General features: G+C 34.1%; 26 protein-coding genes and 1 tRNA gene. 15 read left to right on the top strand and 12 right to left on the bottom strand.

Going from position 1 to position 24,679, the window contains the following annotated elements; all coding sequences use genetic code 11:
- The first annotated feature begins 70 nt into the window (after window positions 1–70).
- On the top strand, window positions 71–1,318 hold the full coding sequence (locus NPX36_RS10195; RefSeq protein ID WP_257498609.1) for a 3-deoxy-D-manno-octulosonic acid transferase: 1,248 nt from the start codon (window positions 71–73) through the stop codon (window positions 1,316–1,318).
- Window positions 1,319–1,564: 246 nt separating this feature from the next.
- Here the strand turns inward: NPX36_RS10195 and NPX36_RS10190 are convergent, their stop codons facing one another.
- Window positions 1,565–1,783, bottom strand: a complete 219-nt coding sequence (locus NPX36_RS10190) for a PLDc N-terminal domain-containing protein (protein WP_257498608.1) — start codon at window positions 1,781–1,783, stop codon at window positions 1,565–1,567.
- A 24-nt stretch (window positions 1,784–1,807) separates the two neighbouring features.
- On the opposite strand from NPX36_RS10190, the gene NPX36_RS10185 reads away from it, so the two are divergent.
- Window positions 1,808–2,257 carry a GNAT family N-acetyltransferase gene (locus NPX36_RS10185; protein WP_257498607.1) on the top strand — a complete coding sequence of 150 codons (450 nt, stop codon included), beginning with the start codon at window positions 1,808–1,810 and terminating at the stop codon, window positions 2,255–2,257.
- 83 nt (window positions 2,258–2,340) lie between these two features.
- Here the strand turns inward: NPX36_RS10185 and NPX36_RS10180 are convergent, their stop codons facing one another.
- Window positions 2,341–2,763: a ribosomal maturation YjgA family protein gene (locus NPX36_RS10180; RefSeq protein WP_257498606.1), complete on the bottom strand. Its 423-nt coding sequence runs from the start codon at window positions 2,761–2,763 to the stop codon at window positions 2,341–2,343.
- A gap of 94 nt (window positions 2,764–2,857) precedes the next feature.
- Here NPX36_RS10180 and NPX36_RS10175 point away from each other — a divergent pair, with 94 nt between their 5' ends.
- Window positions 2,858–5,020, top strand: coding sequence for a S46 family peptidase (locus tag NPX36_RS10175; protein WP_257498605.1), 2,163 nt, complete (start codon window positions 2,858–2,860; stop codon window positions 5,018–5,020).
- 117 nt (window positions 5,021–5,137) lie between these two features.
- Window positions 5,138–5,371 (top strand): hypothetical protein, encoded by a 234-nt coding sequence (locus NPX36_RS10170; RefSeq protein WP_257498604.1) that lies wholly within the window; start codon window positions 5,138–5,140, stop codon window positions 5,369–5,371.
- Window positions 5,372–5,468: 97 nt separating this feature from the next.
- On the opposite strand, the gene NPX36_RS10165 is transcribed toward NPX36_RS10170, so the two are convergent.
- The 5 genes from NPX36_RS10165 to mutL all read right to left on the bottom strand — a co-directional run bounded on the left by NPX36_RS10165 (window position 5,469) and on the right by mutL (window position 10,263).
- Window positions 5,469–5,693, bottom strand: a complete 225-nt coding sequence (locus NPX36_RS10165; RefSeq protein WP_257498603.1) for a hypothetical protein — start codon at window positions 5,691–5,693, stop codon at window positions 5,469–5,471.
- Window positions 5,694–5,742: 49 nt separating this feature from the next.
- Entirely contained in the window at window positions 5,743–6,783 is a 1,041-nt protein-coding gene (locus tag NPX36_RS10160) for an endonuclease/exonuclease/phosphatase family protein (protein ID WP_257498602.1), read from the bottom strand.
- Window positions 6,784–6,787: 4 nt separating this feature from the next.
- The gene (locus NPX36_RS10155) at window positions 6,788–7,489 is read right to left on the bottom strand and encodes a rhomboid family intramembrane serine protease (RefSeq protein WP_257500741.1); all 702 of its coding nucleotides are present in this window, start codon (window positions 7,487–7,489) and stop codon (window positions 6,788–6,790) included.
- A gap of 90 nt (window positions 7,490–7,579) precedes the next feature.
- Complete coding sequence (locus NPX36_RS10150; RefSeq protein ID WP_257498601.1) at window positions 7,580–8,329, bottom strand: rhomboid family intramembrane serine protease; 750 nt, start codon at window positions 8,327–8,329, stop codon at window positions 7,580–7,582.
- Window positions 8,329–10,263 carry a DNA mismatch repair endonuclease MutL gene (gene mutL / locus NPX36_RS10145; protein ID WP_257498600.1) on the bottom strand — a complete coding sequence of 645 codons (1,935 nt, stop codon included), beginning with the start codon at window positions 10,261–10,263 and terminating at the stop codon, window positions 8,329–8,331. Before mutL ends, NPX36_RS10150 begins: the two co-directional genes overlap by 1 nt.
- Window positions 10,264–11,011: 748 nt before the next feature.
- Between mutL and NPX36_RS10140 the strand changes: the two genes are divergently transcribed.
- The 3 genes from NPX36_RS10140 (at window position 11,012) to NPX36_RS10130 (ending at window position 15,112) form a co-directional block, all read left to right on the top strand.
- On the top strand, window positions 11,012–11,992 hold the full coding sequence (locus NPX36_RS10140; RefSeq protein ID WP_257498599.1) for a pyruvate dehydrogenase complex E1 component subunit beta: 981 nt from the start codon (window positions 11,012–11,014) through the stop codon (window positions 11,990–11,992).
- Between the two features lie 56 nt (window positions 11,993–12,048).
- The gene (locus NPX36_RS10135) at window positions 12,049–14,523 is read left to right on the top strand and encodes a DUF5686 and carboxypeptidase-like regulatory domain-containing protein (protein ID WP_257498598.1); all 2,475 of its coding nucleotides are present in this window, start codon (window positions 12,049–12,051) and stop codon (window positions 14,521–14,523) included.
- 64 nt (window positions 14,524–14,587) lie between these two features.
- Window positions 14,588–15,112 carry an inorganic diphosphatase gene (locus NPX36_RS10130; RefSeq protein ID WP_257498597.1) on the top strand — a complete coding sequence of 175 codons (525 nt, stop codon included), beginning with the start codon at window positions 14,588–14,590 and terminating at the stop codon, window positions 15,110–15,112.
- 96 nt (window positions 15,113–15,208) lie between these two features.
- Here the strand turns inward: NPX36_RS10130 and NPX36_RS10125 are convergent, their stop codons facing one another.
- Together NPX36_RS10125 and rbfA are read right to left on the bottom strand one after the other, a co-directional pair.
- A complete protein-coding gene (locus NPX36_RS10125) occupies window positions 15,209–16,408 on the bottom strand; it encodes an ABC transporter permease (RefSeq protein WP_257498596.1) in 1,200 nt (399 codons plus the stop codon).
- Window positions 16,409–16,414: 6 nt separating this feature from the next.
- Entirely contained in the window at window positions 16,415–16,807 is a 393-nt protein-coding gene (gene rbfA, locus NPX36_RS10120; RefSeq protein ID WP_257498595.1) for a 30S ribosome-binding factor RbfA, read from the bottom strand.
- A 64-nt stretch (window positions 16,808–16,871) separates the two neighbouring features.
- Here rbfA and mce point away from each other — a divergent pair, with 64 nt between their 5' ends.
- On the top strand, window positions 16,872–17,273 hold the full coding sequence (gene mce, locus NPX36_RS10115) for a methylmalonyl-CoA epimerase (RefSeq protein ID WP_257498594.1): 402 nt from the start codon (window positions 16,872–16,874) through the stop codon (window positions 17,271–17,273).
- Window positions 17,274–17,351: 78 nt separating this feature from the next.
- A tRNA-Ile gene (locus NPX36_RS10110) sits at window positions 17,352–17,425 on the top strand.
- Window positions 17,426–17,579: 154 nt separating this feature from the next.
- Here the strand turns inward: NPX36_RS10110 and sppA are convergent.
- Window positions 17,580–19,355 carry a signal peptide peptidase SppA gene (gene sppA / locus NPX36_RS10105; RefSeq protein ID WP_257498593.1) on the bottom strand — a complete coding sequence of 592 codons (1,776 nt, stop codon included), beginning with the start codon at window positions 19,353–19,355 and terminating at the stop codon, window positions 17,580–17,582.
- A 108-nt stretch (window positions 19,356–19,463) separates the two neighbouring features.
- On the opposite strand from sppA, the gene folK reads away from it, so the two are divergent.
- The gene (gene folK, locus NPX36_RS10100; RefSeq protein ID WP_257498592.1) at window positions 19,464–20,612 is read left to right on the top strand and encodes a 2-amino-4-hydroxy-6-hydroxymethyldihydropteridine diphosphokinase; all 1,149 of its coding nucleotides are present in this window, start codon (window positions 19,464–19,466) and stop codon (window positions 20,610–20,612) included.
- Here the strand turns inward: folK and NPX36_RS10095 are convergent.
- Window positions 20,602–21,138 carry an RNA methyltransferase gene (locus tag NPX36_RS10095; protein ID WP_257498591.1) on the bottom strand — a complete coding sequence of 179 codons (537 nt, stop codon included), beginning with the start codon at window positions 21,136–21,138 and terminating at the stop codon, window positions 20,602–20,604. The two genes, folK and NPX36_RS10095, sit on opposite strands and share 11 nt — an antisense overlap.
- 114 nt (window positions 21,139–21,252) lie before the next feature.
- Between NPX36_RS10095 and NPX36_RS10090 the strand changes: the two genes are divergently transcribed.
- The 5 genes from NPX36_RS10090 to NPX36_RS10070 all read left to right on the top strand — a co-directional run bounded on the left by NPX36_RS10090 (window position 21,253) and on the right by NPX36_RS10070 (window position 23,553).
- Window positions 21,253–21,588 (top strand): FUSC family protein, encoded by a 336-nt coding sequence (locus NPX36_RS10090; protein WP_257498590.1) that lies wholly within the window; start codon window positions 21,253–21,255, stop codon window positions 21,586–21,588.
- A 122-nt stretch (window positions 21,589–21,710) separates the two neighbouring features.
- Window positions 21,711–22,082, top strand: coding sequence for a VOC family protein (locus NPX36_RS10085; protein ID WP_257498589.1), 372 nt, complete (start codon window positions 21,711–21,713; stop codon window positions 22,080–22,082).
- Between the two features lie 9 nt (window positions 22,083–22,091).
- Complete coding sequence (locus NPX36_RS10080) at window positions 22,092–22,574, top strand: DUF4199 domain-containing protein (RefSeq protein ID WP_257498588.1); 483 nt, start codon at window positions 22,092–22,094, stop codon at window positions 22,572–22,574.
- A 22-nt stretch (window positions 22,575–22,596) separates the two neighbouring features.
- Window positions 22,597–23,034 (top strand): VOC family protein, encoded by a 438-nt coding sequence (locus NPX36_RS10075; protein WP_257498587.1) that lies wholly within the window; start codon window positions 22,597–22,599, stop codon window positions 23,032–23,034.
- Window positions 23,035–23,553, top strand: coding sequence for a HEAT repeat domain-containing protein (locus NPX36_RS10070; protein WP_257498585.1), 519 nt, complete (start codon window positions 23,035–23,037; stop codon window positions 23,551–23,553). It abuts the gene before it with no gap.
- Between the two features lie 89 nt (window positions 23,554–23,642).
- Here NPX36_RS10070 and NPX36_RS10065 read toward each other — a convergent pair whose 3' ends face one another.
- Complete coding sequence (locus NPX36_RS10065) at window positions 23,643–24,677, bottom strand: AMP-binding protein (RefSeq protein WP_257498584.1); 1,035 nt, start codon at window positions 24,675–24,677, stop codon at window positions 23,643–23,645.
- Between the last annotated feature and the right edge of the window lie 2 nt (window positions 24,678–24,679).

The raw sequence follows: 24,679 nt of genomic DNA, 5'->3' as shown, positions 1-24,679 counted from the left end.
TCCAATCTTTAAAATCTTTTCATAGGGCAATTTAAAGGTAATTTGTATTTTTACTGCTTAAATTTGTTTCATGGGTTTTCTTTATCAGTTAGGCATCAATTTAGCGGCAATTTTACTACCTATTTCGAGATTTTTTAGTTCGAAAATGAAATTGTTTGTTGACGGAAGAAAACAATCCTTTGCTATTTTAGAAAAGCAAATCAACAAAAAGCAAAACTATATTTGGTTTCATGTGGCATCATTGGGCGAATATGAACAAGGCTTGCCAGTGATGGAAGCTTTTAAAGCGAAATATCCCGAATATAAATTGTTGCTAACGTTCTTCTCGCCTTCTGGTTTTGAAATTAGAAAAAAAAACAAAATTGCAGATGTTACGATTTATCTTCCTTTAGATACAAAGCGCAACGTGAAACGCTTTTTAGATGTTGTGCAGCCTAAGATGGTATTCTTTATTAAGTATGAATTTTGGCCGAATTATTTGTTCGAACTGAAAAACAGAAACATTCCAACGTATTTGATTTCAGGAATTTTCAGAAAAAACCAATTGTTTTTTAAATGGTACGGCGGTTTTTACAGAAAAGCCCTTTTAAGTTTCGATTATTTTTTTGTTCAGAATGATACCTCGCAAAAGTTGCTACAAAGCATTGGTTTTTCAAACAGCACTGTGCACGGCGATACGCGTTTTGACCGAGTAGCACAGATTGTGGAACGTGCACAACCTTTAGATTTTATTGAAACATTTAAAAACAACACCACAACAATCGTTATAGGCAGTTCATGGGTTGATGATGAAGCCATTTATTTGCCATACCTTAATAATAGTGAAAATGTAAAGTTTATCATTGCGCCACACAATATTAAGGAAGAAGAAATTTCCCGATTGCTTACAAAAATTGATAAAAAAACGGTTCGATATACCAATTATCAATCCGAAGATTTGAAAAATGCCGATGTTTTCTTAATTGATACTATTGGTATTTTAACGCAGATTTATGCTTATGCCGATATTGCGTATGTTGGTGGCGGCTTTAAAACCGGATTGCACAATATTTTAGAACCTGCAACCTACGGAACTCCTGTGGTGATTGGTCCTAAGTACGAAAAATTTCAAGAAGCAAAAGATTTAGTTGCATTGGGAAGTTGTTTGGTTGTGAACAATACAGCAGAATTAAAAACTACTTTTAACCGATTAATTGCTGATGTTTCATACAAAAATGAATTAGGGCAAAAAAACCAAGCATTTATTCTGAAAAACAAAAATGCTACAAAAATTGTGATGGAGTTTATTGAAAGAAATATCCTATGTTATAAACTATGATAGAAAACAACAATAAAAAGATCGACTATATATATAGTTTCTTTCTAAAAAAAATTATTTGAAACAAAAGGATACAAAGAAGAACTATAACCATAATAATATCTTGAAAGAATAAATTGTAAATAAATTCTTTAGGAAACAGCGGGTTATTTAAGTCCATTTGAGTTTTGATTGTTTTTAAAGTACTCAATAAAATCAAAGCTACACTTTGAATAATTGCAATAACGCTGATTATTTTTGAAATCTTCATTTCTTACGATTCACATAAGAATTCACAATATAAAAAACCGAAGAAACAATAGGAACAAAGAAAAAAGCAGCAACCCATACCGCTTTTGATATAGAAGTTTCTTTCTGATTTTTGATTAAAAGTACACATGCCCAAACAAATGGAACAACCATTACAATTGGTAGTATTTGCCAAAAGAAAAGTCCAAAACTAAAATTGTTCACTAGTTTTTCCATAATTTTAAGTTTATTTCCAAAGATATGATAAAGTTTGAACTTTTAAAAACCGAAACCATTCCCCAAATTGTAAACCTAATGGTTGCTTTTTATGCAATTGATGGGTATCCTATCAACAGAGAAACCACTACCAAACTGTTTTTTGAATTTGTGAATAAACCCGAAGCCGGTGTTTGTTTTGTGATTACCTTTAACAATGAAATTTGCGGATACATGGTTTTGATACAATTTTTTAGTTTTGAAATGAGCGGAAATGTGCTTTTGCTAGATGAATTATATATCGACCAAAATTTTCAAGGAAAAGGAATTGGTAAAAAAGCTATGGAATTCATCAAGCAATTTGCACAGGAAAACAACTACAAAAAAATTGTGCTGGAAGTAGAACCACACAATCAACGCGCTATTCAATTATACGAAAAAGAACAATTTAAAAAACACAAACGCGATTTAATGATTTTTTCTCCAAATAAATAAAAGCAACTTTGTTTTATTTATTCATATTCACAATTTTGTCATTCCGACGAAGGAGGAATCTTTCAGGTCTTAGAAAAGATTCTTCACTTCACTACGTTTCGTTCAGAATGACAAATTGAATTTTTATTATTATTTTCTCGTAAATCTTTATCCAACAAAAACAAAAATCCAAAACCAATGACATAGCACAACATATCGCCCCATGAAAACGATGTTCCAATAACAATTCGCGCCAACTTATTATCTTGCAAACCTAAAATAGTTACCAGTTTAAAATACTGCGCTGTTTCAACCGCAAACGAAAAAATCAAAGTAAACCACGCCAAATAAATGGGTTTTATCTTTAAAAATGTACGCAAAAAATAGTAAATCAGCCATACCACAATTACATCGCCCACAAACGGACGAATAAAAGCATCGTGCACAAAAATCGCAATAAACACTTCAACCAAAAATAAAATCAGAGTGATTATAAAAAAGCGTAAATTAAATTGTAAAAACTTCATAAAATCAAGCTATAAAACATCAAACATAAAGAAAAATGGTTTAAAATTTGTATCTTGGGCACTTTAATTTTTTAGTCTATCAACAAATCTTAAAATGAAAAAATTACTACGCACGTTCGTGTTATTGGTTTCTTTTCCCATTTTCGCACAACAAGGTGGCATGTGGGTTCCTTCTTTACTAAAAGGAATGAACGAAAAAGAAATGAAAAGTTTGGGCATGAAAATGTCGGTTACCGATATTTACGATGTAAACAATTCAAGTTTAAAAGATGCAGTGCCCCAATTCAATGGCGGTTGTACAGCAGAAGTGATCTCACCGAAGGGTTTGCTTTTAACCAATCACCACTGCGGATATGGTGAAATTCAATCGCATTCTACCGTTGAACACGATTATTTGCAGGATGGTTTCTGGGCAAAATCGTATGAAGAAGAGTTGCCAAATCCCGATTTAGAAGTTACTTTTATTGTGAGCATTCACGATGTGACCAAAGAAATCATGAGCGGTGTGGACAATCTGAGTTCCGAAGCCGAAAAAAAAGCTGCTGTTCAAAAAAACATGAACGATTTGCAAAAATCATTCAAACGCGAAGCGTGGCAAAATGTGATGATTCGTACGTTTTTTGAAGGAAACCAATACATGCTGTTTGTAACCGAATCGTATGAAGATGTGCGTTTGGTGGGTGCACCGCCATCATCTATTGGTAAATTTGGATCGGATACTGATAACTGGGTTTGGCCGAGACATACGGGCGATTTTTCGTTGTTTAGAATTTATGCCGATAAAAACAACCGCCCTGCGAAATATTCAAAAGACAATGTGCCATACACTCCAAAGCATTACTTTCCGGTATCAATACAAGGTGTTGAACCTAATGATTTCACATTGGTTTATGGCTATCCAGGGAGAACGCAAGAATATTTGCCGTCTTTTGCAGTAGAACAAATTGTGAACGATTTGAATCCGGCAAAAATTGAAATTCGCGACAAGGCATTGAAAGTAGCCGATGGGTTTATGCGCCAAGATCAAGCTATAAAAATTCAGTATGCATCGAAATATGCCGGAATTGCAAATTATTGGAAAAAATGGATTGGCGAAAGTCAAGGTTTAAAAAAATCGAATGCAGTTGCTATAAAAAAAGCATTTGAACAAGAGTTTTTAAAACGTGCCAAGCAACAAAACAAAATGGACGAATACGGGGATTTGTTGCCACAGTTTGAAAAAATTTATAACGAAATAACGCCTTATACATTAGCACGCGACTATTTTATGGAAGTTGTTTTACGAAACAATGAGTTGCTTTCTGTTGGATTTCGTTTGTATCAGCTAGAAAATGCTTATACAAAAGTGGGCGAACAAGGATTTAACGACCGTAAAGAAAATTTAGTTAAAGGATTAGCATCCTTATATAAAGACTATAATAAAGATGTGGATCATGGAATTTTTACAGAAACCATGAAATTATATGGCACAAAAGCTCCTGCAAATTTAACCCCAGATGCTATTAAAAATAAAGATTACACAGCATTAGGTAATGATATTTATGCCAACTCGGCATTAACATCTTACGATGGTTTACAAAAGTTAATGAGCGGCAATGCAGAAGACGTAATTAAAAATATGCAAAAAGACCCAGGTTATGCCTTGGCAAAAAACCTTGCAGAAAATTATTTTAATATTATAGCACCAAAGTATGATAAAATGGCGTTAGAATTAGAAGGTTTACAACGTACTTATATGAAGGCACAGTTAGAATTGTTTCCTGATGCACGCATTTTCCCAGACGCCAACTCCACTTTACGTGTTACTTACGGAAAAGTAAACGGTTACCAACCAAGCGATGCGGTTACTTACAGCCACGTAACCTATTTAGAAGGAGTTATGGAAAAATACGTTCCTGGTGATTATGAATTTGATGTTCCTAAAAAGTTAATAGATCTATACAATACCAAAGATTTTGGGCAATATGCAGATAAAAACGGAAAACTTCCTGTGAATTTTATTGCAACTAACCACACAACAGGCGGAAATTCTGGTTCGCCGGCTTTAGATGCAAACGGAAATTTAATTGGTTTAAACTTTGACCGTGTTTGGGAAGGAACCATGAGCGATATTCATTACGACCCGGCTATTTGCAGAAATATTATGGTAGATACACGCTATATTTTGTTCGTTATTGACAAATACGCAGGTGCAAAACACCTAATTGAAGAGATGAAAATAATAAAACCGACCACAAACAAAAAAACAAACCATTAATAATCAATGTTTTATAAGTAAAAAATATTTTTTAAAAAAAAATATAAAAAAATATTGCGGTATTAAAAAATTCATATCTTTGTAGAGAATTAATAATTAACTTTTATAATTAAAAAAATGAAAAAATTAGCATTATCATTAGTATTAGTAGCTTCTGTAGCATTCGTTTCTTGTAAAGATACAGCTAAAGAAACTACAACTGAAGAAACTACAGTTGAAACTACAACTACAGAGGAAACTCCAGCTGTTGAAGAAACTCCAGTTACTCCAGTAGAAGAAACTACTACTACTACAACTGAAACTACTACTGAGACTCCAGCTGCTACTGAAGAAGCTCCAGCTACTCACTAATATTTTAGTTACGATAGAAAACTAATTAAGCCTTGCATAGCAAGGCTTTTTTATTGATAACAAAAAAAGGATATTGAAAAATACCCTTTTTTAATCTTTAGTTAACCGTTGTTGGGTTTAACGGAATTGCTAAATCTTGCTTTATAAATTCGCCACCAATCATTGGTATAAATAAGCGGTTGTATTTATGACCTTCTGTTTTTGAATGCAATACACCGCGAGTGGTGTGCATGGTAAACATTGCCAATTCTTGCAATAATCCTTTAGGTAAAATCAATATAATTGTATCTTTATTAAGAATTTTTTCATAGGAAGCATTCATGCAACTGGAATTCTATTTTAAATTATAGACAATATCCAGAAAACCAACACTATTTCACCGTTTTATCTTTCATATTTAATCGTGCCATGATGGGGAAATGGTCTGAATTTTTAAAGGTATTAAAGGTTTTAAATTCTTTCACATCAAACACCTCATCGACCAAAATATAATCAATTCGTGCCGGATAGTATTTATAGCTATAGGTTTGCCCAAAGCCTTTACCTGCTTCTACGAAGGCGTCGTTCATATCGCCAATAATGTTTTTATACACATACGAAAAAGCCGTATTGTTCATATCGCCACAAATTATTTTGTGTCCTTTAAAGTCTTGCATGTGTGCCTGAATTAATTCCGACTGCAATTGCTGTACTTTAAAAGCTTCGCTTAAGCGGTTAAAAATCCGCTTGGATTTGCTTTCATCAATTTCATTAATATCCGGACTGATATTAACCGATTGTAAATGAATACTATACACACGAATAGTGTCTTTATTTTTTACAATATCCGCATAAACCACATTGTTATCTGAATTGGGCAAGGCAATTTCGCCTTCATCAATTATTCGGAATTTTGAAAAAATGGCTTGACCCGTTTTAATTTTCTTTCCGTGCATGATAATATGACGGAATTTATAGTCGTCTAATTCATAACGAGCAGACTTGGAATATTCTTGAAAGCAAATGATGTCAGGGTTTTGTTCTTCTATAAATCGTTTAATATTTTCCGGTACATTCTCATTGGGCAACCATTCAAACAAATTAAAAAGCCGAACATTATAGCTTAAAACAGTAAAATCGGTTTCTGAGATTTCTTTGTTGGTTGCGTAGAATTTATAGAATTTTGTAAAAAAAGTATATCCGATTAAAAATACGATAACCGAAAGCAACACTTGTTTTTTGAACTGCAATGCCCAATACAAAACAAAAACCAAATTCAGCATTAAAAGTGTAGGTAAAATAAGTGTTAAAACCGATAAAAAAGGAAACAGTTTTGGAGCCATAGAAGGCAATACATAGCCCATTAATGTTAGGATAACCAACATAATGTTTATAACGTAGGCTGTTTTATTGAACCATTTTAGCTGTTTCATACATCTATTTTTGCTTAAACAAAAATTCTTTTTCTTCTTTTGTTAAACTATCGTATCCCGACTTGCTAATTTTGTCTAAGATAACATCTATTTTTTGTTGAACGCTATTATTGGTAGAATTATTTTTGGTTGGATTCATTTTGTGTACCGTGCGCAGATTCGATTTTTTCTTCGGCTTAAATGAAAAATCAAGGGATCCTGCTAGATATTTTCCATAACAAAAACCAAAAATACTGCCGCCTAAATGGGCTAAATGTCCGCCAGCATTATCAGTAAAAAACTGAAATATATCTATTCCCAAAGATAATAGAGCTAGGTAATATATAGGAACTTTAGCAATAATTACATTTACCCGCATATCTGGTTTGTAACCAACAATAGTAAAAAGCAAAGCTACAGTTGCACCAGATGATCCTATCATTGAGCTTTGCATACCAAGAATATTTGCTATTATAAAATAAAAAACGCCTGCAAATATCCCCCCAAAAAAATAGGCTTTTAAAAATTGATTTGAACTGAAAAAGGTAAAAAACAAATTACTAAACCAGTATAAAATTAACATACCTAAAAATAAATGCAAAGCACTAGCATGCAGAAAACTGTATGTAGCAAATTGCCAAATGCGGTAATTAAAAACCTGAAAGTTGCTAAACAATGCCAATTGTTCAATAATACTTATATAGAAACCAGGGGCAACAAACTTCATTAGCATTACCAAAAGACTGATAGTGCTAACAACGATAATAAGTTTAATTTCTACACTTAGGTTTTTAATATCGAACTTTTGCATAATTTGTTATTTATCCCAACGAAATTGATCAAACTGTTTTTTTCTCCAAATCCACATTAAAATAAAACCTACAACCGCACCGCCGATATGAGAAAAATAATTTATAATACCATTACCGAAAACAGATACGCCTCCAAAAAAACCGAATGCTAAATCCAAAGTTAAAATAATAGGTACAAAATATTTTGCTTTAATTGGTACCGGAACAAAGAATAATGACAAGCTGGTATTGGGAAACATAAAAGCAAATGCAACCATTAAACCATAAATAATCCCTGTGGATCCGAACGAAACAGACATATAAGCCAAAAGCATATTTTGAAGTTTACTATCACTAACAAACTCAGACCATTGGTTATCAAACATGCCCTTTCCTAACAACTCAAATATACTACTTTCTGAAAATCCATTTAAAACTAAAATATTTACTGTGTCGTGAATAACAAAATATTTGAATAAAGCATCAACAATACAAGCTCCTAATCCGCATGCAAAATAAAAAATAAGAAATTTTGCTCCGCCCCAAATTTGTTCTAAAACCGAACCGAACGAAAATAATACAATTATGCTAAAAAAAACATGAAAAAAACCGGCATGTAAAAACATTCTTGTAACAGGCTGCCAAAATTCAAAACTGGGATTTTCAAAATAATACATCGGAAAATAATCCATTAATTGCGGAATAAAAAAAGTTCCAACAAAAATGATTATGTTTACAATTAACAATTGTTTTACTACAGGGGTAATCTGATTCATTACATAAATTTTTTATCAATATCTTCTACTTTCATAGTAATAAAAGTAGTTTTGCCAAAAGGCGATGTTTGCGGATCTGTACATCCAAACAAACTATTTACTATATGTTCTTGTTCTTTTTCAGTGAGATATGTTCCCGTTTTAATCGCTAAACTCAGCGCCAATGATTTTGCAATACGGTCGTTTAAAACACTGTGATCACTAGGAACATCGTCTTGCAAATCGTTCAGTAAATCTTCCAATACAATTGAAACTTCACTTTCGGTTATAGAAACTGGAATGCCTAAAATCACAATTTTTTCATTTGTTAATTCCTCAAACAAAAAACCCATTTGTACCAATTGTGGTTCAATATTTCGCAGCAATTCCAACTCATAAGCCGTGTAATATAACGATAATGGAAACAATAACTGCTGACTTGCATTTTGTTTAACTGCCAGTGCATGCACATAGTGTTCATACAAGATTCGTTGATGGGCTTTGCGCTGATCGATTATAATCATGCCCGACTTTATGGGACTAATGATGTATTTTTTTTGAAATTGATAGGTTTGTTGATGATTTGCCGCTTGGGGTGTTTCCTCATCAAACAGCGAACCAGTGATGACCTCTTCATCAATTTGATGATTTGCAGATGTTAGAATGAGCTCTTTGGCATCTGAAATACCTTCGTAAAGGGTTTCCCAACCGCCCGAACGGTGTTGCTTTTTATCTTGAAAAGAATTCGTGCCCGAAAAAGACGTTCCCGAAGGCTTTGGCTTCACACTCTCAAAAGGATTAAATCCCGCACCTATTTGTTGTGCCATGGTGTTGCTGGCTTTCATACTTTCAAACGGATTGTAAAAAGCATCTACTTCAACCGTTGGTTCCACCGATTTTGTACCTTCATAACTGTATGGAACATCTAAATCACTGTCTTTTTGAAAATCGAGCACCGGAGCCACATTAAATTGTCCTAAACTGTGCTTAATCGTTGCGCGCAAAATAGCATATAAGGCTTGCTCATCATCAAACTTAATTTCGGTTTTTGTGGGATGAATATTAATATCAATGCTGTTGGGAGGCAAGGTTAAATACAGAAAATAACTAGGATGCGTACCATCTTTCAGCAATCCTTCAAAAGCGGCAGTAACCGCATGATGCAGGTAGCCACTTTTTATAAAGCGATCGTTCACGAAAAAAAACTGTTCGCCCCTACTCTTTTTAGCAAATTCGGGCTTTGCCACAAATCCATGTATTTCAACAATTTCGGTAGTTTCTTGAACGGGAACCAACTTTTCATTGGTTTTTGTGCCGAAAACATTCACAATACGCTGTCTGATATTCGATGCAGGCACATTGAAAAGCTCGCTTCCGTTGTTGATGCATGTAAACTGAATAGCAGGATGTGCCAAAGCCACCCGCTCAAATTCATCAATTACATGGCGCAGTTCTACCTGATCAGACTTTAAGAAATTGCGACGAGCCGGAATATTGAAAAACAAATTTTTTACAGAAAACGAAGTGCCGCTAGGAACCACCGCAATTTCTTGCGATATAATTTTGCTTCCTTCAATCACCACATGAGTGCCCAGTTCGGCAGTATGTTCTTTAGACTTTAACTCTACATGCGCAATTGCCGCAATAGATGCCAATGCCTCACCTCTAAAACCTTTGGTTTGCAATTGAAACAAATCTTCGGCAATGGAAATTTTAGACGTAGCATGGCGTTCAAAACACATGCGGGCATCAATTTCGTTCATTCCTTTGCCATTATCTATTACCTGAATAAGCGTTTTTCCGGCATCTTTAATCACCAATTTAATTGCAGTTGCACCCGCATCCACGGCATTTTCTAGCAACTCTTTCACCACCGATGCAGGTCGTTGCACCACTTCTCCGGCGGCAATTTGGTTGGCTACGTGATCGGGCAATAAACGTATAACGCTAGACATGTATTTTTATACTTTTTTTGAATGATTTACAAAAATACAATTTTATGTGGGATTTTACTTATCAATTAGCCCCTGCAATGAGTTAAAGAAAACCAAAAAAGATGGAAGGGGTTATGGGGTAATGTGTTAGATTTTCTGTAGCAATTTTAATTTTTACTATTTATGATTGATTTCTACTAGATTTTGCAGAATATAATGCACCAAAATATAAAACATCACAGCCACTGCGAAGAAGGTTAATAAAAGCATTAAATTAAAAAATCAACCAAATAGCCATTCAAGAATTGTATTTCTTATCGAAACTAACAAAACGATTATCCACGGTGTTAAAGAAAAAGCAATGGTAATTAAGTATTTTGATTTTAATCTAAAATTATCTGAATACCATAAATACAAACCAGCAAAAGGAAATATAAACGAAAAAAACGCAAAAAGCATCAATAATAAAGTTAATCCAAAACCTGGATCGTCTAAAACATCACTAAATGATGAAAGAAAAAAAAAGGCAAACCACAGTAAAGTAAAAACTATTGTGATAATTTTTAACAAAAAAGATTGTCTTTTTTTATCCATAATACTCCCAGGGATTCATCTAACAAAGTAAATCATATTTATTTATAAAAATAATATTTTTCGTAATTATTATATTCACAAATCATTTATAAAAACCAATAATATTTTTTATTCATAAAATAAAGCGTAACAAATTATAATTTTATATTTTTGTGCACCTATCAATAATGATATTATGAAAACAATTCAATTTAGAGAGGCTATTTGCGAAGCAATGAGCGAAGAAATGCGCCGCGACGATAAAATATATTTAATGGGTGAAGAAGTTGCCGAATACAACGGAGCTTACAAAGCCAGTAAAGGTATGCTTGACGAGTTTGGTGCAAAACGGGTAATTGATACACCAATTGCAGAACTTGGTTTTGCAGGTATTGCAGTAGGTTCTGCAATGAACGGTTTACGACCTATTGTAGAATTTATGACGTTTAACTTCTCTTTAGTGGGTATTGACCAAATTATTAACAATGCAGCAAAAATGCGCCAAATGAGTGGTGGACAGTTCACTATGCCAATTGTTTTCCGCGGACCAACAGCATCTGCCGGACAATTAGCCGCAACGCACTCTCAAGCTTTTGAAAATTGGTTTGCAAACACACCTGGTTTAAAAGTGGTTGTACCATCAAACCCTTATGATGCAAAAGGGTTATTAAAATCGGCTATTCGCGACAATGATCCAGTGATTTTTATGGAATCGGAACAAATGTATGGCGATAAAGGCGAAGTACCAGAAGGCGAATACACCATTCCGTTAGGCGTGGCTGATATTAAACGCGAAGGTACCGATGTAACCATTGTATCTTTTGGAAAAATTATCAAAGAAGCCTATCTTGCTGCAGACGAGTTGGCAAAAGAAAATATTTCTTGTGAAATTATCGACCTGCGCACTGTGCGCCCAATGGATTATGAAGCCATTATTAAATCGGTACAAAAAACAAACCGCTTAGTTGTTTTAGAAGAAGCTTGGCCGTTTGCATCGGTTGCTTCAGAAATCACATACATGGTTCAAGAGCGCGCGTTTGATTATTTAGATGCACCCGTACAACGCATTACAACTGCCGACACACCTGCACCCTATTCACCTGCCTTATTAAAAGAATGGTTGCCAAATGCACAAGATGTGATTAAAGCAGTTAAAAAAGTTATGTATAAAAAATAGTAAAATTTCATTTACATTTGTAACTCCAATCAAAAAAGATTGGAGTTTTTTTATTTATGAAAAAGTTGTTATTGATTGTTATTACTTTATTATCGCTGCAAGTAATGGCACAAACTAAAGTAGGCGGAAAAGTTTTTGATGAGAAAAACGAACCAGTTGCCTATGCCAGCGTATATTTTAAAAACACTTCAGAGGGCGTTATTACAAATGAAGATGGTAAATTTTATTTAGAATCCAACAACAAGCAAGATACATTGGTGGTATCGTTCACAGGCTTTGCAGATGTTTATTTGCCACTTGAAAAAGCTGTGAATTATGATCTAAGCATTGAATTGCGAGAAGATAATGTTCTCTCAGAAATAAAAATATATACGGGCAAAACCTCAAAGAAAGACAATCCGGCACTAGACATCCTTCGGAAAATATGGGAAAATCGCCGAAAAAACGGGTTGCATAAATTTGACCAATATGCCTATCAAAAATACGAAAAAATTGAATTCGACTTAAATTCCATCGACAGTGCCTATATGAAAAGCCGCGTATTTAAAGGTATGGAATTTATTTTTGAAAAGGTTGACACTTCCAATATCACCGGAAAAACCTATCTGCCCATCTTTATTAATGAACAAGCATCAAACGTTTATGGCGACAATGTAGCCAACTTAAAAAAAGAAATTTTAGCAGGTAATAAAAATTCAGGCTTTGAAAACAACCAGCACATAATGGCGTTTTTAAAGGATTTGTATGTAGAATATGATATTTACGACAATTATCTAAAATTGTTTGATAAAGATTTTGTGAGCCCGCTTTCGCGCACCGGCATCAACGTATATAATTACGTTTTGACTGATACGGCTGACATCGACGGCAAAAAATGCTACAATATTGTGTACTATCCGCGCAGAAAAGGCGAACTAACTTTTAAAGGCGATTTTTGGGTGAACGACGGCACTTGGGCAATCAAGAAAATAAATATGGCAATCAGCAAAGATGCCAATATCAACTGGGTACGCGATATTTATATTGAACAAGAATTTGATGTGCTGAACGATTCGGTTTTCTTGCTTACGAAAGATCATTTAATGACCGACTTCAGTATCCGTCAAAACGAAAAATCAAAGGGAATGTATGGCAAAAGAACTACTTTCTACAAACAATTTGAATTTGATAAAAAGAAACCCGTCAATTTCTACAAAAGCGAAGTAAACAGCTATAACGAAGCTTTGATGAATCGTCCGGATGAATTTTGGGAAGGATACCGTTTTGAACCTTTATCGGAACAAGAAAAAGGCATTTACACCATGCTAAGCGAACTGAAACAAAACAAACGCTTTCAAACCTATGTGAACTTAGCAACCATTTTAGCGAGCGATTATGTGCAAATAGGCAATTTTGATTACGGCCCTATTTTTTCTTCGTTTGGATTTAATGATATCGAAGGTTTTCGTTTAAGAGCCGGCGGTAGAACCTATTTTGGGCAAAACGATATGTGGCGTTTGGAAGGATACACCGCTTACGGTTTTAAAGACAATAAGTTTAAATACGGAATTTCGGGCAGATTTATGCTTGATAAAGATTCGCGTTTTATTTTCTTTGCTGGAAACCGCAGAGATGTAGAGCAAATAGCAGCTTCTTTATCACCCATTACTGATGTTTTGGGCAGAAGTTTTGCATCGAGTGCCTTGTTGGCAAGTGGCGATAATAGTAAATTATCTAACATCAACCTAACATCGGCCGGGTTAGAAATAGAACCGTTAAAAAATCTAAAGTTTTCAACATCGTTCCATTACAAAACATTGCGCTCTGCATCGCCCACCTTTTCATTGGCTTATTACGACGAAAACGGAAATGTGCAACCTGAATTGCATCAATCGGAAATCAACCTATCAGTGGATTACACACCACGCAGAAAAACAGTTGGTTATGGCGTTGACCGAACCGATGTAGATTACAACTACGCCCATTTATTTTTCAATTATTCATTGGGTGTGAAAGGCATGTTGGGCAGCGATTTCGATTACAAAAAAGTGCAATTATTATACCGCCACCCAATCTTAGTAGGCGGCTTTGGTAGATTCACCCCTACATTAGAAGCCGGAAAAACCTATGGAACTGTTCCATTAGGGTTAATGAGTGTGATTCCTGGAAATCAATCCTATTTTATTATAGATAACGCTTTCAGCCAAATGAATTTTTATGAATTTATTACCGATGAATATGTGGCTTTGCATTTAGAACACAATTTTAACGGAAGAATTTTCTCTAGAATTCCAGGCTTGCGCAAATTGGCACTTAGAGAGTTTGTTGGAATTCGTGGAGTTTGGGGCGATGTTTCACAGCAAAACAGGGATATCAACGCCTCAAACATTCCTTATATCGCACCAACAGACAAGGTTTATTATGAATATTTTGTGGGTGTTGGTAACATCTTTAAATGTATGCGGGTGAACGTAAATTGGCGCGGAAATTATCTCGAAAATCCCAATGTACGCAAAATGGGCGTGAATGTGGTGTTTGGATTCCATTTTTAATTTGTAAGAAACTGAATTTTAACGTACTTTTGCAAGCAATTTTGAAATAAAGAAATATACAGATATGACAAACGTTGAACAATTCGATGTATTCATCGAAATTCCAGCAGGAAGTAGAAATAAATACGAGTTCGATTTTGATTTAAAAATGATGCGATTTGATCGTTTATTATTTTCATCAATGAAATATCCAACAGATTACGGATTTATCCCAGAAACATTGGCTTTAGACAATGACCCGTTAGATGTTTTGGTTTTAACAACAGAACCTACCATTCCTGGTTTGTTAATGGAAGTAAAACCAATTGGTGTGTTTTACATGGCAGATGACAAAGGAAACGATGAAAAAATCATCTGTGTACCAACAGGCGATCCTTTAATGCGCGAATTGAACGATTTAGGTGATATCAACAAACACCTTATCAAAGAAATTGAACATTTCTTTAAAGTATATAAAGACTTAGAAAACAAAAAAGTTGAAATCAATGGTTTTGGTGATAAAGCAGCAGCTATTACAATGATTAAAGAATGCCAAGAACGTTTTGCACAATTACCCGCAGAAAAACAACAATCTTTTAGTATTAGATAATTATCCCATCATGTGATAATTTAAAAAAAAATCGGAAGATTGGTCTTCCGATTTTTTTTATATATTCGAAGGTGCTTTTGTTTAAAACAGAAAACCTCATCGATTCATTAAATTCTTTATTCTGCTTGCCGCGATAATTGATGCTATTATACTCAAAACAAGCAACGTAACTATTACCAAAATTCCGTTTTGCCATGAAAAAACAATTGGATAAGGAAAGTTTTCTGATATCTTCACAAAGCCAAAATGTTGTTGCAATAAAGTGATAACAACTCCTAAAGTTAATCCAACAACAATTCCAGATACTGCTAAAATTAGACCTTGGTACAAAAATATTTGTTGGAGTTTTCTTTGAGTGAATCCCATATCGAACAAAGTTTTTATATGTTCCTTTTTTTCAAGGATAATCATGATTAATGAGCCTGTTAAACAAAACAACGTAACAATGATAATGAGGGTAAATATGAGATAAATCGCCAAGCTTTCGGTTTTTAGCATTTTGTATAAACCTTCATTAAGTTGTGCTCTATTTTTAATTTCGGTATTCGGAAAAATCTTTTGTAAATTGGCAATTACATCTTTTTCAGATACAGCATTCAATAGTTTTATTTCAATTTTTGAAACTTCGTTTGGTTTATAATGCAATAAATCTCTTCCAACCGAAATATCGGTGTAAATATATTTATTGTCGGTTTCTATATTTTCCAAGCTATAGATTCCCGATGGATAAAGCGGAAGTTTGGTGTAGGCCTCATCAGGCATTGTAATCATCCCCTTTCCGGGTTTCATTGCAAAAACTTCAAGCAACTTTTCGTTGGAATACATTCCTGCCGAAATTTCATTTGCCAGACCATTTCCTAACACGGCATCGTTGGTATTACTTTGCAGCCATTGCCCGTATGCTATATGCTCGTTAATAGCTACCGTTTTGGTATAGTTGGCATCAACAGCTTTAATAAAAGCTACAATTTGCTTTTCGCCATAGGTAAAAATCACCCGATCTTCAATCACTTTTGAAAATGCGATACTTTTCTGAAATCTTTCTAATTCTTTTTCTTGTTGTTCGCTAATCGCAATTTTTTTTCCGGTTGATGGTAATACTACTAAATCCGGATCAATCATATTCGCAAATGATAATGCAAAATTTTCTAATCCACTAAAAACCGACAGCACCACAAACAAAGCCATACTGCTCACCACAATTCCTATGGTTGAAATACGTGTGATTATATTAATGGCTTTGGTTTTACTTTTACTAAAAGCATACCTTTTTGCTATGTAGAATACCGTGTTCAAAGTATGTTATTTTTTCTTTCTACGAGCTAATAAAGCTCTGTTTTCAATAGGATTTTCATCGCCTTTCAATGCGTTATCGATTTTTTCGATATAATCTAAACTATCATCGATATAAAAAACCAAGTTGGGTACTTTTCGCAATTGATTTTTCACCCGTTGTGCCAAATCATGTTTTATAAGCGGCGCATTTGATTGGATAGCTTTTAACAATTCGCCCGCTTTTTCAGTAGGAAAAATACTCAAATATACCTTTGCCACAGATAAATCGGTGGTAATATTTACTTTTGAAACGGTAATAATAAGGTTTGAAATACCGTTTTTACGGATTTCCCCTTGCAGTATATCAACTAAGTCGGCTTGTAACAAAGCCCCCATCTTTTTTTGTCTGTTTGTTTCCATGTTTGCAAAAATACAAAAATCGAACAGATATATATTTATCTTTGTAGAAACAAAATGAAGTAGTATGCGTAAAATTGAACATATTGGTATTGCAGTTAAAAGTTTGGAAACATCAAATGCTTTATTTGAGAAGCTGTTCGGTGCCCCTGCCTATAAAGAGGAAGAAGTGGCAAGCGAAGGTGTAAAAACTTCTTTTTTTATGAACGGTCCCAACAAGATTGAACTTTTGGAAGCAACAAATCCCGATTCGCCCATTGCAAAATTTTTAGAAAAAAAAGGCGAAGGTATTCATCATATTGCATTTGATGTAGAGGATATTTTAGCTGAAACGGAACGATTAAAAAACGAAGGATTCACTGTTTTAAACGAAACTCCAAAGAAAGGAGCTGATAATAAATTAGTTGCATTCTTGCATCCAAAAGGAACAAATGGTGTACTGATTGAGTTGTGCCAAGAAATAAAATAAAAAATAAAAATTATTTAAAGAACGCTTGCAAATACTAAAAAAACATAGTAATATTGCACTCGCTAACTACAAGTAGCCGGTCCTATAGCTCAGTTGGTTAGAGCACCTGACTCATAATCAGGTGGTCCCTGGTTCGAGCCCAGGTGGGACCACAGAAAAACCTCTCAAATACTTTATTTTGAGAGGTTTATTTTTTATGCTTTTGATTATATTGTTGTTTAAAATTTGCAATTTGGTAATTGGGAACAAAAAAAACTCCCAACAACATTTGCTGAGAGTTTTTAAAAAATTGAAGTAAACTTTAAATTATTTAATACTCAAATGATAAGGCATCATTGCTTGTACGCCTTGTGATTGTTTTAAATAGTTCATTCGTTGTAATAATTCGTAATTTTCTGTACCTATTTCTTTTTTAATAGCATCTTGTCCTGCTGTTGACACAGACATTCCTAAAAATTTACGGAACAAATCGGCTAATTCAATTTCATATTCTGGATAAAGTTTTACTTTGTAATCATCGGTTTTTACCAATTTGGCTGCATAAGCTATGGCATCATCTAAGCTTCCTAATTCATCAACTAAGCCTAATTCTTTTGCCATGGTTCCTGTCCAAATACGTCCTTGTGCCATTTCATCTACTTTTGCTTTATCAATGCCTCTACCAACAGCTACACGCGAAATAAAAGTATCATAAATAATTTCTATACTTTCGGTAAGTGTTTGGCGGTATTTTGGCGACATTTCTTCAAAAACACTGTATCCGTCAGCATTTTCGTGTGTTTTTACTGTTTCTGCATTCACCCCAAATTTATCGGCCACTTTCTTGAAATTCGGAACCATTCCAAAAACACCTATTGAACCGGTAATTGTGCCGGGTTCTGCAAATATTCTGTTGGCATTACATGCAATATAATATCCACCAGAAGCAGCAACATCGCCCATAGAAACAACTACGGGTTTCACTTTTTTGGTTAATTCAATTTCTCTCCAAATAATATCAGATGTTAATGCGCTTCCGCCTGGCGAATTTACACGCAATACTACAGCTTTGATTTTGTCATTGGTTCGTGCTTCTTTCAATGCTCGGTTTATGGACTTTTCTCCAATGGTGTTCACGCTTCCCTCGCCTCCTTGAATTTCACCTTGCGCAAAAATTACTGCAATTTGATCTTTAGCAGCTATTTTAGAGCTATTTAAATGAGTGTTTTTTATGTAATCTAAAATTTCTATTTCATTGATTTCCTCATCGGTTTTAATACCTAAAGCTTTTTTTATACCACTATGGTATTGATCCAAATATGCAATTTTATCGATTAATTTATTTTCTAATGCCAAATTAGCATTGCGTGCATTCAAATTAGTAGCAACATTATTGAGTGTTTCTACCGAAATTTTTCTATTCTTAGAAATGTCTCCAACATACGATTCCCAAATCGAATTTAAAAGAACGGTTAACTGCTCCTTGTTTTCATTGCTCATAGTTTGCTGTAAAAAAGGTTCCACGGCACTTTTGTATTTTCCATGGCGAATTACTTCCATGTGGATTCCGGTTTTTTCTTGTAAATCTTTCATATACAAGACTTCCGATGCCAGACCTTTAAAATCAATACTTCCCATTGGGTTCATATACACAGTGTCTGCTACCGAAGCCAAATAATATTCTCCTTGTGAATAATAATCGGCATAAGCCACCACAAATTTGCCCGTTTTCTTGAAAGCTTCCAATTGCTCCATAATAGCTTTTCGCTGGGTAACACCTAAACTGCTGCTGTTATTTTCAATAGAAATTCCTTTGATTTTATCATCGTTTTTAGCATATTCAATCGCTTGTAACACATTGATTAAACCATCGTTATTGGTTTCTCGGAAATCAAATTCTTCAATATAAACACTGCCTCCGTAATCATTGGTAACATCGGCTAAATCTAACTTTATCACCGAATTATTTTTGGTTGATTTTGACGAAGAAGACGAACCACCTGCCGATGCAACCACGCCTACAATCAACAGCAAAAAGAAAGACATCATGCAAAACAAGATGATACCTACGAATGTTGCTAATACATTTTTTAAAAAATTCATTGTTGTAAATTTAATCTTTCTGTATTAGTAGTATAATTGTATAAAATGTTACAAAAATTGGATTCTTTTTTTCGGGGAACGAAATGAAACAATTATTATTTTTGCAATATGCACACATATCATAAAGTTATTCTAGCATTAGGAAGTAATTTGGGCGATAAAAAAAGCCATTTAGAAGATGCTATTCGCCATATTCACAACCATATAGGGATTGTTACACAAACCTCGGCAGTTTATGAAACGCCTGCATGGGGTTTTAATAGTTTTCCGTTTTATAATATGTGTGTGCTTGTGCATACAACTTTAGTAGCCGAAGAATTGTTGGCTGCCTTACAACAAATCGAAAGAAAATTGGGCAGAACTGTTAAAACAAGTGCAAGTTACGAAGCCCGAACGGTGGATATAGACATTATTTATTTTAACAATGAAGTTTTAAAAAATCCCAATTTACAGATTCCGCACAATGAAATGCAAAATCGGCAGTTTGTTCTGGTACCGCTTAATGATTTGGTTTTCGATTGGAAACATCCTGTTTTAGATAAAACAACGCAAGAATTATTGATGGAATGTACTGATGTATCGGAAATAAAAAAAATAGATCACATAAAATTACCTATTGAGGATTTTGCTTTTGAAACAATTCATTTTTTAGCTATTGAAGGAAATATTGGTGCAGGAAAAACGACACTAGCAGAAAAAATAGCTCAAGATTTTAATGGAAAAATGCTTTTAGAGCGTTTTGTTGAAAATCCGTTTTTACCTAAGTTTTATAACGATTCTAAACGATACGCTTTTCCGTTAGAAACCTCTTTTTTGGTTGATCGAACTGCGCAATTAAAAGAACAATTACACCTTTATAAAACTAAAGACAATTTATTGATTGCTGATTATTATATTTATAAGTCGCTGATTTTTGCAGAAGTAACGCTTGATACAGATGAATTTTTATTATATAAAGCCATTTTCGATGCCATGACTAAAGAAGTCAAAACACCCGATTTGTATATTTATTTGCATCAAAGCAATGAAAATTTATTGCAAAACATTCAAAAAAGAGGGCGATCTTATGAAAAAGACATTCAAGCGAATTATTTAGAACGCATCACCCAAGGCTATCGCGCATTTATAAAAACATTGCCCAAAGAAAATGTGCTGGTAATTGATGTTACAAACAAAGATTTTGTAAACAATCACCAAGATTATTTATATATTTTAGAAAAAATAGATGAAAAATTGCGAAATAAAGCTATGAATTAGTCTGCATTTTCTGAAAAACATCCCATATCACAATACCGCCGCTTACAGATACATTTAAAGAATGTTTAGTACCAAATTGCGGAATTTCTACCACATAATCGCTTTGGTTGATAACTTCTTGATGCACACCTTTCACTTCGTTACCAAAAAACAAGGCATATTTTGTTTGCTTTTCTGGTTGGAAATCCTGCAACATTACCGAACCTTCAACTTGTTCTAAAGAAACAATTCGCACATTTTCTGCTTTCAATCGTTGCACCAATTCAACCACGTTTTTTTCATGTGCCCATTCCACAGTTTCGGTAGCTCCTAAAGCCGTTTTATGAATTTCCTTATTCGGGGGTGTTGCGGTAATTCCGCACAAATAAATTTTTTCAATTAAAAAAGCATCACAGGTTCTAAAAAATGAGCCAATATTGTGTAAACTTCTAATATCGTCAAGCACCACAATTATAGGCGTTTTTGTTGCTTGTTTAAATTCATCGGTATTTTTTCGGTTCAATTCGTCTAAAATCAGTTTTTTCATGCTTCTTTTTAAAAATCCAAAGATACCCAATTTACAAGTTTTAAAAAAAATCCTTTCAAATATTTTCATATAAATACCACAGCGAATAAATTTGCAGCACAAAAGAAAAATAAGTTGAAAAATGTTGTAAAACACATTATAACGTCGCCTATCATCATTTATACCTTTCGATGTGTGCTTGGTTTTTTGGCAGGATACCTTTTAATGTTACAATTCCCAAAAATGGAACTTTTCTGGACGTTGCTATCCATAATTTTAGTGATTTCACCAGAAGGGAAAGATTCACAGAAGTTAACTTTAGAACGTGTTCGTTCTAACTTTATTGGTTCAATAGTAGGTTTGCTTTGTTTTTTAATCCACGCAACCAATATATATGTATTGCTTTTAGGAATTGTGGCAACCATTGTGATTTGCTATCTGTTTAAACCAACTTATATATTTATTTCCTAAAAAAGCATTTTGAAGCTTTTTGGTTCAATTATTAAAGCTCATGTAATTTTTTATTATATTTGATATGTTAATTTTTAACAAAAATAGCAAGCAATATATAAACATCTTAAAAATAAAAATCAATGAAACTAGGTGCATTTTCAATAAGTTTGGCAGTAAAAGACATACATCAATCTAAAGATTTTTACGAAAAATTGGGATTTGAATACAAAGGTGGAAATATCGACCAAAATTGGATCATTTTAAAAAATGATAATGCTGTTATTGGACTCTTTCAAGGTATGTTTGAGGGAAATATTCTAACATTTAATCCGGGTTGGGACAATGATGCGCAAAATTTGGAATCATTTGACGATGTGAGAACCATACAAGAGCATTTAAAAAAGCAAGGAATTGCATTAACTGCAGAAGCAGATCATAACACATCAGGAGCGGCTCACATCACACTAATCGATCCAGATGGAAACCAAATATTAATTGATCAACACAGATAAAATCTTACAATGAAAAATATTAGAATTGAAGTAAAATGGGCACTGCTTTTTGCAATCATGAGTTTAGTTTGGATGTGGCTAGAAAAACTAAGCGGCTTACACAGTACGTACATCGATTATCACATGTATATAACCAACTTATTTGCAATTCCTGCCATTTGGTTTATGGTTATGGGTTTGAAGGATAAAAAGAAAAATTTTTATAATGGTATCATGACTTATAAACAAGGATTAATTTCTGGAGCCATCCTTTCCCTTTGCATCGCTGTATTAAGCCCTATTACACAATGGATTACTTCGTATATCATAACTCCGGAATACTTTCCAAACGTAATAAAGCGCTCAGTAGAGTTGGGTTACTATCCATCCACATCTGCGGCTGAAGCATACTTTAATTATAACAACTATGCCATACAAAGTGCCATCGGAGCGCTAGCAATGGGTATTGTTACTACTGCAATTGCAATGATTTTTATTAGAACAAAGAAATAATCTAAAATTTTAAATATATAAAATGGCAACAGTACACACTTACTTAAATTTCAACGGAAATTGCGAAGAAGCGTTCAATTTCTACAAGTCGGTTTTTGGGGGAGAATTCACTTACCTTGGAAGATTTAGTGAAATGCCTCCGCAAGAAGGAATGCCACCAATGAGTGAAGCCGATCAAAACAAAATCATGCATGTTGGTTTACCAATTGGTTCAACAGTTTTAATGGGTAGCGATACAGGTGGTGAATGGGCACCGGCATTTTTGCAAGGAAATAATTTTTCAATCTCGATTAATCCTGAAAGCAAAGAAGAAGCAGATCAATTATTCAATGGTTTATCAGCAGGTGGACAAATTACCATGCCCATGGAAGATACTTTTTGGGGTGCTTATTTTGGTATGTTTACCGATAAATTTGGTATTAATTGGATGATTAATTTTGAATCACATCAAAACGCATAAATGAATATAGAAGATTTGTTTAAAGATAAAACCATAAAAGCAAAAGCAAAAGTAAAAACATTGGGTGAATGGTTACTAAGCGATGAAATGCCTATTGAAGAATTATTGGCTTTTGCAGAGCAACAAAAATCTACACACAAAGCAACTTGTATAGAAGCAATTGAATGGGCTACTAAGAAAACACCCAGTATTGCAAACGAAGCTGTTTTTGAATATGTTACTGAATTGTTGAAAGAAGAAGAACCGCGCTTGAAATGGGAAAGTGCTAAAGTGATTGGAAACACTGCAAAATTGTATCCTGAAAAATTAGAGAAAGCTATAGACAATCTTTTGCTTAATGCGGAAAACGAAGGCACAGTTGTGCGTTGGGCAACCGCATATTCCCTGGCAGAAATCATAAAATTAAAAACAGAAAACAACTGGAAATTAGTACCAAAAGTAGCAGTTCTTTGCGAAAAAGAAGCAGACAACGGTGTTAATAAAAAATATGCAGACGCATTGAAAAAAGTTAAAAAATAAATGCTGTCACAAAAAGTGTAGCATTTTATGCGTTTATATTACGCTAAGCTTAAAAAATGCTCAAAGTACATCGTCTTGAGCATTTTTTTTCAACTAATCGATTCTTTTCGTAAAACTTTTCCGTTAGGAGTTTCTTTAAATTTCTCTATGAAAATTGTTTCGCGCGGTTTTTCATATTTTTCCAAACTGTCAAAAGCTTCAGGCACCAACGTATAGGGTTTGTGTTCAATAACCAAAACCAATTTTTCACCTAATTCTTTATCCGATTTTCCCATCACGTAAAAGCGATAAGGAATGTATTCTGCTAACTTTTGTTCAATCACTTCGGGGATTAATTTTACGCCACCGCTGTTCACTAAATTATCATATCTGCCTTTCCATTCAAACTGAATTTCATTGGGCATTTCAACTAAATCATTGGTCACAATTAAATAATCGGCAATAAGAGGTGCTTCAATTACTAAACAACCGCGATGGTCTTGCGAAATATTGGCATGTGGCAACACGGTAAAATATTTTTCATCAATTCGTTTGGCTGCAATGTGTGTAATGGTTTCGGTCATTCCGTAGGTTTCATAAACATTCACCATCATATCCATCAATAAATCTTTAGTTTGATCGCTAAGTCTTGCCCCTCCTACAATTAATGTTTTGCATTGTTCTATTTGGGTTATGGAATGATGAACTTGCAAAGGTACCATTGCCACAAAATCATACACTTTATTTGTGTTTTTAAGAGGTTCTTTCGTTGGGCTCACAAAATCGAGTTCCAAACCTAACAACACGGCTCTAATAAACATCATTTTTCCTGCAATGTAGCACGTTGGCAAACAAAGCAAAGCAGTATCTTTTGGTTGCAATTTAAAAAATTCTCCTGTGGCCAATGCAGATGCTTCCATGGCTTGTTTGCTCAGTTCTATGCGTTTGGGAGTGCCTGTTGTTCCGGAAGTGGTGAGAGAAATATAGGTGTTATCGTCAAACCATTCTAAAATTAAGCGGCCAAGGTCTTTTTCGTGCGCTTCGCCATCTCTAATTAAAGCAATTGCCAATTCACAAATGCTATTTTTGGTGTATGATCTGCCGTTTAATTTAAAATCGGGATGAATACAAATTTTCTTTTCCATAG

Origin of the sequence: Paenimyroides aestuarii (genome assembly GCF_024628805.1) — a bacterium.
In the GTDB taxonomy this organism is placed as follows: domain Bacteria; phylum Bacteroidota; class Bacteroidia; order Flavobacteriales; family Flavobacteriaceae; genus Flavobacterium; species Flavobacterium aestuarii_A.
Note: the sequence above shows the minus strand (reverse complement) of the source record. Positions and strands in the feature narration are given on the sequence as shown.